The sequence below is a fragment of the Acinetobacter courvalinii genome, assembly GCF_014635545.1.
Lineage (GTDB): Bacteria > Pseudomonadota > Gammaproteobacteria > Pseudomonadales > Moraxellaceae > Acinetobacter > Acinetobacter courvalinii.
In genome coordinates this window covers 2,085,731-2,096,258 of sequence record NZ_BMDA01000001.1, presented here as the reverse complement: position 1 = coordinate 2,096,258, position 10,528 = coordinate 2,085,731, and the positions used below count along the sequence as shown (strand labels likewise).

General features: G+C 42.8%; 9 protein-coding genes. 5 read left to right on the top strand and 4 right to left on the bottom strand.

Annotated features, from left to right (window positions below; genetic code table 11):
- The 4 genes from IEV39_RS09585 to rimI all read left to right on the top strand — a co-directional run.
- The coding region (locus IEV39_RS09585; RefSeq protein ID WP_075192013.1) for an EF-Tu C-terminal domain-related protein at positions 1–126 on the top strand (126 nt) is incomplete at its 5' end.
- Between the two features lie 199 nt (positions 127–325).
- Positions 326–1,207 (top strand): metal-dependent hydrolase, encoded by an 882-nt coding sequence (locus tag IEV39_RS09580; protein ID WP_005229048.1) that lies wholly within the window; start codon positions 326–328, stop codon positions 1,205–1,207.
- Between the two features lie 218 nt (positions 1,208–1,425).
- Positions 1,426–2,310, top strand: coding sequence for a metal-dependent hydrolase (locus tag IEV39_RS09575; protein WP_005229049.1), 885 nt, complete (start codon positions 1,426–1,428; stop codon positions 2,308–2,310).
- 92 nt (positions 2,311–2,402) lie between these two features.
- The gene (gene rimI, locus IEV39_RS09570; protein ID WP_188382617.1) at positions 2,403–2,864 is read left to right on the top strand and encodes a ribosomal protein S18-alanine N-acetyltransferase; all 462 of its coding nucleotides are present in this window, start codon (positions 2,403–2,405) and stop codon (positions 2,862–2,864) included.
- Here rimI and IEV39_RS09565 read toward each other — a convergent pair.
- The 4 genes from IEV39_RS09565 to trxB form a co-directional block, all read right to left on the bottom strand.
- Positions 2,850–3,665 carry an arginyltransferase gene (locus tag IEV39_RS09565; protein ID WP_005283961.1) on the bottom strand — a complete coding sequence of 272 codons (816 nt, stop codon included), beginning with the start codon at positions 3,663–3,665 and terminating at the stop codon, positions 2,850–2,852. The genes rimI and IEV39_RS09565 overlap by 15 nt on opposite strands.
- A 28-nt stretch (positions 3,666–3,693) precedes the next feature.
- Positions 3,694–4,425, bottom strand: coding sequence for a leucyl/phenylalanyl-tRNA--protein transferase (gene aat / locus IEV39_RS09560; protein ID WP_005283963.1), 732 nt, complete (start codon positions 4,423–4,425; stop codon positions 3,694–3,696).
- Between the two features lie 86 nt (positions 4,426–4,511).
- Positions 4,512–6,068 (bottom strand): class I SAM-dependent methyltransferase, encoded by a 1,557-nt coding sequence (locus IEV39_RS09555; protein WP_005283966.1) that lies wholly within the window; start codon positions 6,066–6,068, stop codon positions 4,512–4,514.
- A gap of 132 nt (positions 6,069–6,200) precedes the next feature.
- A complete protein-coding gene (gene trxB / locus IEV39_RS09550) occupies positions 6,201–7,151 on the bottom strand; it encodes a thioredoxin-disulfide reductase (protein ID WP_005283969.1) in 951 nt (316 codons plus the stop codon).
- Positions 7,152–7,403: 252 nt separating this feature from the next.
- Between trxB and IEV39_RS09545 the strand changes: the two genes are divergently transcribed.
- A complete protein-coding gene (locus tag IEV39_RS09545; RefSeq protein WP_005283972.1) occupies positions 7,404–10,487 on the top strand; it encodes a DNA translocase FtsK in 3,084 nt (1,027 codons plus the stop codon).
- Positions 10,488–10,528: the final 41 nt, after the last annotated feature.

Sequence of the window (10,528 nt, the reverse complement as noted above, 5' to 3'; positions counted from 1 at the left end):
GGTGACAACGTAGAAATGTCAGTAGAGTTAATCCACCCGATCGCAATGGACCCAGGTCTACGTTTTGCGATCCGTGAAGGTGGTCGTACTGTAGGTGCTGGTGTTGTTGCTAAAGTAACTGCATAATCGCCTAGAGTGATAAAAAACACCCCTTTGGGGTGTTTTTTTTTGTTTATTGTTAGACAATCCATTGGTAAGAGTGTCCTAAACTGATAGCTTGCTGTCCCAAACTGCACTTAATTGATTTACATAACCACGTAATATAAAACGCAAGAAACAGACAAAAGTGCTCAGTGGAAAGTTCCACTGAAAAGGAGTTGGCAGCATGAATGCTAAAGTAAATATTTCAAATCGTGCGGGTGCAAGCTTTCCAGTCCGTCGTATGAATTTTGATTTTGATCAGGTCCCTGAATACTGGATGAATGGTTCGGCAGGTTTAACCCACTTCATGACAGGTTTATCTGCGCTGTTCCCAGATGGTGAAAAATTATTTATTGATGCAGTGCGTGCGGTTCGTTATTACCCGGCGATTAAAGACAATGAAGAGCTACAAAAAGAAATCAGTGCCTTTATTGGTCAGGAAGCCATGCATACGCAAGAGCATGTTAACTTTAATGCCTCAGCCCAGAAATATGGCCATGATGTCAGAACGTTAGAACGGATCACAGGGCGTTATATCCAGTTTGCATTAAGCAATTTTTCTAAGGTGGTCAAACCTTTTGGTATGACCCGAGAAATGGTCAATCTTACCGCAACCACAGCATTAGAACATTTTACGGCGACCATTGCTTCTGAGTTATTACGTAACCCGCATATTCAGGACTTAATGACCGATGACACCATGTCCTATATGTGGTTCTGGCATGCAGTCGAGGAAAATGAGCATAAGGCCGTGGCTTATGATGTTTATGAAGCAGTATTTGGTAAAGGTTTAAAAGCCTATAGCTTGCGTACATCTGCGCTGGTATTTGCCATGGCCTTGATTTTTATCCTCCAGTCTTATTTCACTTTACGTTTGTTGCAACAGGACAAGAAGCTGAACTTTAAAGAATTGGCCATGATTTATAAATATGGTTATAGCCCTTCAAAAGGCATTATTACCGGCATGGCCGGGGAGATGCTGGCTTATTTTAAACCTGGTTTCCATCCTAATGATCTGGATACAGTTCAGCTGTTAAAAGACTGGAAAGCAAAACTTGGTTTCTAACTTTTTATTTTGAAGTGTATGGTTTAAAAAAGGGCAATCAAAATTGCCCTTTTTTTATTTTGCAGCGCTCATTTCATAGATGATTTTTAGTGTGGCGACATGTCCTAATATGATGTTTTTCTGACCTTATCTGCACTTATGAGAACGACTGAAAAGGGCGTATAAATGAACTATTCAGCATGATTTATCAAGAATATTCACGGATAGGAGAAAAGGGTATGAATGCTAAAGTCAATATTTCAAACCGAGCTGGCGCCAGTTTCCCTGTACGCCGAATGGATTTTGAATTTGGTGAAGTACCACGTTACTGGGCCAATGGAGATGCTGCCTTAACCCATTTTATGACTGCGCTTTCAGCACTATTTCCAGAAGGTGAGCAATTCTTTGTAAATAGTACCCGTGCAGTCCGTAATGATCCCAAACTGGCTGACCCTAGATTGCAGAGAGAAATCAGTGCCTTCATTGGTCAGGAAGCGATGCATTCAAAAGAGCATTTGGCTTTCAATGCATCTGCCCAGGCCTATGGATACAATGTCCGTAAAATGGAAGCACAAACCGGCCGTTTGATTAACCGAACCATTGGAGTAACCTCGAAACTCCTGAAACCTTTTGGTTTCACCAAAGAAATGATCAGTTTGACCGGGACCTGTGCTTTAGAACACTTTACCTCGACCATTGCCGAAGAGTTATTGAGTAATCCGGATATCCAGGCCATGTTTATGGATGAGACCATGTACCATTTATGGATGTGGCATGCGGTAGAGGAAAATGAACATAAAGCTGTCGCTTTTGATGTGTATGAGTCGATGTATGGTCAGGGTGCTAAAGCCTATTTCATGCGTTCATTGGCTTTGGTGATTGCCATGGGGCTGATCTTTATCACCCAATCTTATTTCACTGCAAAATTACTGCAGGTAGATGGCAAACTGACCTGGCGTGATACCAAGTACATGCTGAAGTTTATGTATGGTTATAAAGGCTTTATGACACGTCAGATTCCAACATTGCTGTCTTTCTTAAGACCGAAATTCCATCCTAATGATGACGATACGACCGAACTACTGAATAAATGGCGGGCTGAATTGGGCTTTAATCCAAGTTAATGTTTAAGGGCAGTAAAACTGCCCATTTTTTTATTCAATTTTCAGCTGAAATTGTCGATAATCTGCCACAGTAATTTTTAGAGTGTTAACTTGTGATTCGATTGATGCGAGACAGTGATCTGGAAAGTGTGGCAGCCATTGAACGCTTGGTCCAGACCCATCCATGGAATAAGCAGCAGTTTCAGGAGTCTTTAGCTTCATATCAATGTACGGTTTACGAACAGGCTAATCAGGTCGTCGGTTTTTGTATTCTGCAGCCCGTTTTGGATGAGGCTAATTTATTGTTGATGGCGATCCATCCGAGTCAGCAGGGCAAGGGTCTTGGTTATAAATTATTGGACCAATCTATCCAGCAATTAAAAAACAATCCAATCCAGATTTTTTTAGAAGTCCGTGAAAGTAATACAGCCGCAATTCGTTTGTATGAAAAAACAGGTTTTCATCAAATTGACTTACGTAAGAATTATTATCCAAACCCTGATGGTTCCAGAGAGCATGCCGTGATTATGGTCAAAACATGCACTGATGATTTTGCTGCGTTATTTAATAATTAAATTATTCCATTCAGAGGGTAAGGTACTCATCAATGAATTCCCGAGTTGCTGGATTTCATTGTCTGCGAGTGGGCGGTTGAGTCTGCGCCATTGACCATCCAGTAATAATTCCAGTGGGGTATATTGCGATTTATAATTCATTTTATCTGAATGCGGGACCCAATAACCCAGATATAAGTACTCCAGATTCAAGCTGCGGACATATTCAATCTGTTTCAGGATTGCGAACACACCTAAGGAGCGGCGTTGCTCATCAGGATCGAAGAAGGTATAAACCGCTGACAGTCCATCATCCATCAGGTCACAGGTGGAGACCGCGACCAATTTCTGGTCTTTCCATAATTCTATAAAAAAGCTTTCGGTGCAGCTATGCACCAGAAATTTTTCAAACTGGTCTAGGCTCGCTGGGTACATATCGCCATCTGAGTGGCGTTCATTGATGTAGCGTTCGTATAAATCGTAATGTTGCTGAGTGGCCTGCGAGGTTGGAAGAATACTCATTTGTAAATCTTGATTGCGTTTCCAAGCCTTTTTCTGGCTGCTATTCATGCTGAAATCTTGCACGGGAACACGACAGGATAAACATTGACGACATAAGTGACATTCAGGACGATAGACAAAATCACCACTACGACGAAAACCCACACGAGAAAGTTCTGACAATGTCACCACATCAATACGGTGAATCGGGTCCAGAAAGACCATCCGCGCAGATTTATTATCGAGATAACTACAATCATGCGGTGGGGTAATATAGTACTGTAAGTCATTTAAAAGGGACTTGGGTTGGTATGATTTCATTAATCTGTCCCTCCAAGGTGTTAATCCGTTAACCGTCTAATGTGGCAAAAACTGCTATTGTTTTACTTGAAAATACACGTTCTTGATAACTTTTCCAATTGATAGAGGGGGCAATAATTACATCTTGTAACGATTTAAGATAGGCTTGGCGAGAAAGTGTACTCGCACCAAGGCTTAAAAGATGGTCATTGACCAGCTGGCAATCAATCCACGGCAGCTGGTTTTCCCGTCCGATCAGCATCAGGGCGTAGAATGCCATTTTCGACACGTCGGTTTCAGTGCTAAACATCGACTCACCAAAACAGCCTTTACCGATGCTGACGCCATATAAACCACCCACCAGTTTCTCTTGCTGCCAGACTTCCACACTATAGGCATAACCGGCATTAAATAAGTCACAATAGCCTTGAATAATGTCTTCACTGATCCAGGTTTCATTGGCATAACTGCGAGGTAAGGAACAGGAACGAATCACCTGTTCAAAAGCACGATTCACGGTGATTCGATAATCATGCTTTTTCATATTGCGAATGAGTGACTTACTGGGCTTGTATTGCTGTGGTTCAATCACACAGCGCGGTTCAGGACTCCACCAACAGATCGGCTCATCTGCATTGAACCAGGGGAACAGACCATGTGTATAGGCTTCAAATAAGGTAGAAGGATGAAGATCAGCACCAATACAGATAAAGCCATGGCCTTCAGGATCGGCTTCTACAGGATCTGGAAAAATATATTGAGAAGGGGGAAGTGGTTGCATAGCAAACAAAGTAAATAGGAATGATTCTAAACTAACTGAACTGGGTAGGAATGGCAATCTTTGGAGCTACCATTCCCAAAACAGCTTTAATTAAATAAGCGTAGCTGTTTCGCAATTTGTAGTTTGTTACTATCCAAGAAAAGCTGTGCTTTAGCTTGAATAACTTCGAGACTTTTTTCTCGGTCAGTAATGGATTTTCCATCACTTTCTAAAACCAACCAATTTAACTGACTGATGACATTCTGAACATAATGTGCAAAGTCACTTACTGACGCTAAACCATCAATGAAATGTGCGCGATAGAACAGTTGATGGAAATGCTCCGTCGGAATTCCGATACCTGTAATTGGGCTAATTAAGACCTTATAGTTTTGATGAAAACTTGCCTGTTCTAATAAATAATGATTTAAGCGATGACTTTGTTGCAGTATTTCATTATTCGGTTCCAGTGTCTGGCAAGGCTGAGCCAAACCTAGATGTGATAAAATCACCAAAGCATTGAGAATTTGGGCGTAATTCAGTTCAGGAAAACTTTGTTCTAGTTCGGCAATGGTGATTGGACGATAATTTTCCTCTGAAAATTTATTTCCGATCGGCGTATAAATTTCTTCAATTAAATTAAATGTACCTAAAAGTCCATTGATACTATGAGGCAGTTTCTCCTTGGCGGTTAGTAAGACAAAGGCAGTTTTTCTCAAACGTTCTTGAACTTGTAAGGGGGTTAAATTATTTTTGCCACGGATAAATAAATCGCGTCTGAATTGAGTATTGGCAAAATAATCACGACATTGCTGTCTAAAAATCGGGTGTTCAATTGCTTTTAAAAATGCTTGGTGTTGTTCAGAAAAATTGATGTTATCTAAGTGAGTACTTAGATCCGTTGAACCCGCATATGACAATTTAATTTCATCCATTATGCGAACGACTTGCTGAAACGAAAAACACTGCCAGTCCTGATTGAGATACTCATGAATTAAATAATTGGGATTTTGCTGCTTGAGATCAGCCACTTTATGAGCGGTATTAGGATTACGCTGAACAAAAATAGGATTTTGTTTTAATAGTTCTTCGCTAAAATTAAGGGCTTCATTGACCTTTTGTAAGGGGTTGGTACTTTTACTATTAAATTTAAAATGACTATGAAACAGTTCACGGATCGGCATATTGGCTGCCCAGCCGGTGAGGCAGTTATAGCTGATATAGACAATGCCATTGGGCTTTAAGAACTGACGTATAAATTTTAAAATAATGTGCTGGTTTTCATGACTGATCCAGCTCCAGATTCCATGTAAACTAATCGAATCGAACATCGGTAAATCCTGACGGTTGAGTAGCTCTTCAAAACTGTCGTCATAGAAATAATGCTCAACCTTACTTTGCTCCGCCAGTTGATTGGCATGTGCGGCGTGTGCTGGATTGAAGTCGCTGCCATAAAAGCTGGATTGGTTGCTAGTGGCATGAATATTGATACTAACGCCTTGACCAAAGCCAAGTTCGCAGTGATTCTGGTTTTCCTGAAAGTCTGGACTGTCGATTCCATTGAGTAATAAACAAAACTTTTGGAAATTCGGACTAAGATCTCGATAATAACCATAGGTATAATTCACTTCAGTTTGATAGCCATTGGTCCAGCTTGTTGTCATTTATTATCCATCCTATTCATCAATATATTTCTGTCTAGAAAATAACTTTGTTTAGAAAGACATCATTTTGATTGTAGGGAGGCAGGCATAAAAAAACCACCAATGACTGGTGGTTTTTAAATTTTGGCCTAATTAGTTTAAATTATCGAGATATTTTTCTGCATCAAGCGCTGCCATACAGCCTGAACCCGCTGAAGTAATCGCTTGACGATAAACGCTATCTGCGACATCACCCGCTGCGAATACACCTTCAATTGAAGCCGCAGTGGCATTACCCGCCGTACCACTGTGTACCTGGATATAGCCATCGCGTAAGTTCAATTGTCCATCAAACATACTAGTATTAGGTTTATGGCCGATTGCAACAAACAGACCTTGAACCTGAACGTCCTGAGTGCTTGCATCCTGGGTCGATTTAATACGAACAGCGGTTACACCGGTATTGTCACCTAAGACTTCATCGACCTGATGGTTCCAGATAATACTGATTTTGCCTTCTTTTTCTTTGGCAAACAGGTGATCTTGCAAGATCTTTTCTGAACGTAAGCTATCACGACGATGCACCAGCGTAACATGCGCTGCAATATTAGAAAGATACAGTGCTTCTTCAACGGCAGTGTTACCGCCACCAACCACCATCACATTCTGGTTCTTATAGAAGAAACCATCACAAGTTGCACATGCGCTTACGCCTTGGCCCATAAAGGCAGCTTCAGATTCAAGACCTAAATATTGTGCGGTTGCCCCTGTTGCAATAATCAGCGCATCACATGTGTACTCTTCCATATCACCTTTCAGCACGAATGGACGAGTCTTAAGATCAACTTCATTGATGTGATCATAGACGATTTCTGTACCGAAACGTTCTGCATGGGCTTGCATACGTTCCATCAGTACAGGACCAGTTAATCCTTCAGGGTCACCAGGCCAGTTATCAACTTCAGTGGTTGTGGTTAACTGACCACCAAGTTGTATACCAGCAATGAGTGTCGGTTTGAGATTCGCACGTGCTGCATAGACTGCCGCACTATAACCTGCAGGACCAGAACCCAAAATAATTAACCGTGAGTGACGAGCGCTCATTAAAGAACATCCTTTTTATATTGAAACTGCTAAAATTATACGTGAATCGAGAGGGGAGTGGGGCAAATCGATCCGGATAATATTGATTAACTCAATCGAATTGGGCTATATCCGTGCAGAATGTTAACAACAACAGTAAATAATCGTGCATCTTTTTTGTAAGAACGAGTGCATAATATAAAACTTATTGATTAAGGTAAGTTAGGCCTTAAAAGATACCAACAAATAACGAATTGGGTTACAGGACTGTATATGACTGCGGTGTCAAGTGTTTATGCACAACGCTTTTTAATGACATTATTTTTGATTTCCTTTGGCATTTATTTATTTCTTGCCACAGTCACCTATACACCGTTTGATCCGGGGTGGATGCATATTTCCAGCGATACCCAGCAGGTTTCGAACGCAAGCGGTGTGGCCGGTGCTTGGATCGCAGATTTACTCTTTGGCTTTCTGGGATGGGCAAGCCTGCTTATTCCCTTATTCCTGTTTATAGAAGCAATTCAGGTCTGGTGGCCGAGAAGCTTTCTGAACCGCCCATTTCGTTATGCAGCCCAGTTCTTCCTGATTCTTTCAATTTCAAGTTTGTTGTATCTACATTGGAACATGCCGGCAGATACGCTGGAGAATGCCGCTGGCGGTATTATCGGTTATGAGTTGGGGGGAAGTCTCTCTCAATTGCTGACGATTTATGGCGCGACCTTATTTTTACTTGCTTTCAGTATCTTGTTGCTGACTTTGGCTTTTGGGATTCAATGGAACAAAACCTGGGTAACCTTGAAGAATACGCCTGCGTATTTGCAAGACCTGTTCTATAAGAATGTGCCGCAAAATGAATCTGCATATGATTTAACCGAACAGTTGACGCCGGCTGAAACACCAGCGGTCACGACCAAGGCTCAAGCAGAGAGCGAGAGTCAGGATAATACAAACCAGAGCAAAACCAATCAGGTTCAGGCCAAGCTAATTAAAATTGATGATTCACACCATCAGCTCATGGCTGAAAAATTATTTGCCGATGTGGTGGCGAAAGAACAGCAACAAAGCGCTGAGCCGCATCCAGCGAATGTGCCAGATGAAGAGTTCGAGCAGACCTTACAACGTGCACGTCAATTTGAAACTGAAAGTCAGCGTTTAGTCAAAACAGGTGAAGTATGGCGTGCATTACAACGTGATGATGCCAGTCATAAACAGGAGATTGATGCATTACTCCGTGCTGCTGATGAGTCAGCTCAGATGACTACACCACTTGAACCCTCAGCCCACGCTGAAGCGGTTATGCAGCAAGCCAATGCCAGCCATCTGGACTGGAATGATGACCAGATCTTTGATGAGCTGTTGGCCGCGGTACCGAACAGTAAAACTGCTACAGATGCACATACGCCATTCACGCAAAACGTTCCGACAATGCCACATACACCGGTTGAGCAGGAAAACGAGTTTGAGGCGGATATTGAAGCTCTGATTCATGAATCTAATCAGAACAATGCTGCTCAAACTCCTGCTACTGTACAAAATCCCGTACACGAAGAAAAGCCGCATGCTGTTGCAGAGGAATTTGATGAATTCAATGATCTTCTGGTTGAAGAGGAGCGTGAACATGCTGCTGCTCCACGGACCACAAGTTATGCGCAATCATCTGCTTTCGTCAAAGCACCGATTGAAGTGAAGTCTGCACCGAAAGAAGCTTTGTCTAAAGAAGCATTTATTGAAGCATGGCAAGAAACAGCAGGTAAAGCTGAACCCGAGCCAGACTTTGATCTTGAAGAAGATTTTGATCTGGATGCACCTTTAACCGATGCCTTTGGTCGTCCAATGTCACGCGCCATGCAAGTCGCGCAAAAACGCCATGATCTGCCGACCTTACCGGGTCTGGAATTGCTGGATGAAGTCGATCCAAATAAAAAGGTCAATTTTACTGCCGAGCAATTAGCCCGTCTTTCTGAACTTTTAGAGATCAAACTACAAGAGTTTAACGTCAAGGCTCAGGTAGTCGAAGCCCAGCCGGGACCCGTAGTAACACGTTTCGAACTGGATCTGGCACCTGGTGTAAAAGCCTCTAAAGTCACCAATATTTCCCGCGATCTGGCACGTTCCATGTCGATGGCCTCGGTCCGTGTGGTTGAAGTGATTGCAGGAAAACCATATATCGGAATTGAAGTGCCGAATAGCAGCCGTGAAATGGTACGCTTGATTGAGTTGTTGAAAACGCCAGCGTTTGAAGATCCTGCGGGTATGCTCTCTATGGCGATGGGTAAAGACATTTCAGGCAATCCTGTTATTACTGACCTTGGTAAAGCGCCGCATATGCTGGTTGCGGGGACCACAGGTTCGGGTAAGTCGGTTGCAGTGAACTCGATGATTTTGTCGATGTTGCTGAAATACACACCAGAGCAGTTACGCCTGATTCTGATCGATCCAAAACAGCTGGAATTGGCCAACTATAACGATATTCCTCATCTACTGACCCCTGTTGTCACCGACATGAAAGATGCGGTTAGCGCATTAAACTGGTGTGTCAATGAGATGGAACGCCGTTATAAACTGATGTCATTCCTGAAAATCCGTAAGCTTAGTGACTATAACCGTAAAGTCGAAGAAGCAATTGCCAATGGTGAAGACCTGATTGATCCAACCTGGAAAGCCAGTGATTCAGTTGTGGGTGAGCGTGCACCGCGTTTAACGCCGTTACCTTCCATTGTGATCGTGGCCGATGAATTTGCCGACATGATTATGCAGGTCGGTAAAAAGGCTGAAGAAATGATTACCCGTCTGGCACAGAAATCTCGTGCTGCGGGGATTCACCTGTTACTTGCCACACAACGTCCTTCGGTGGATGTGATTACCGGTCTGATCAAGGCGAATATTCCAACCCGTGTGGCACTACGTGTCAACAGTAAGATTGACTCACGCACCATTCTGGATGCGGGTGGGGCAGAAGACTTGCTCGGTCATGGTGATATGCTGTTTCTTGGTCCGGGTAAAATCGAGCCTGAGCGTGTGCATGGTGCCTTCATTAGTGATGATGAAGTGAACCGTATCTGTGATGCGTGGCGCGAACGTGGTGAACCAGATTATGTGGATGAGATTCTCACGCCATTTGATGAAGAACCTACATCGCGTGGTTTTGAAGATGGGGATGGTGATCCGAGCCGAGATGCGTTATATGATCAATGTGTCTCTTTCGTTTTAGAAACACGCAAAGCATCGACTTCATCATTACAGCGTAAATTTAGCCTGGGTTATAACCGTGCAGCACGGATCATTGACCAGATGGAAGAAAATGGCATCGTCAGCTCGATGGGTGCCAATGGTAAACGGGATATTCTGGTTTAACCCAAATATCCCCTAAAAAAAGCCTCGTTATCGAGGCTTTT

What these genes read in the sequence shown, in the direction of transcription:
- IEV39_RS09545 (WP_005283972.1), top strand. Translation starts at nt 7,404, where the DNA reads ATGACTGCGGTGTCAAGTGTTTATGCACAACGCTTTTTAATGACATTA.
- trxB (WP_005283969.1), bottom strand. Translation starts at nt 7,151, where the DNA reads ATGAGCGCTCGTCACTCACGGTTAATTATTTTGGGTTCTGGTCCTGCA.
- aat (WP_005283963.1), bottom strand. Translation starts at nt 4,425, where the DNA reads ATGCAACCACTTCCCCCTTCTCAATATATTTTTCCAGATCCTGTAGAA.
- IEV39_RS09565 (WP_005283961.1), bottom strand. Translation starts at nt 3,665, where the DNA reads ATGAAATCATACCAACCCAAGTCCCTTTTAAATGACTTACAGTACTAT.
- IEV39_RS09555 (WP_005283966.1), bottom strand. Translation starts at nt 6,068, where the DNA reads ATGACAACAAGCTGGACCAATGGCTATCAAACTGAAGTGAATTATACC.
- IEV39_RS09575 (WP_005229049.1), top strand. Translation starts at nt 1,426, where the DNA reads ATGAATGCTAAAGTCAATATTTCAAACCGAGCTGGCGCCAGTTTCCCT.
- IEV39_RS09580 (WP_005229048.1), top strand. Translation starts at nt 326, where the DNA reads ATGAATGCTAAAGTAAATATTTCAAATCGTGCGGGTGCAAGCTTTCCA.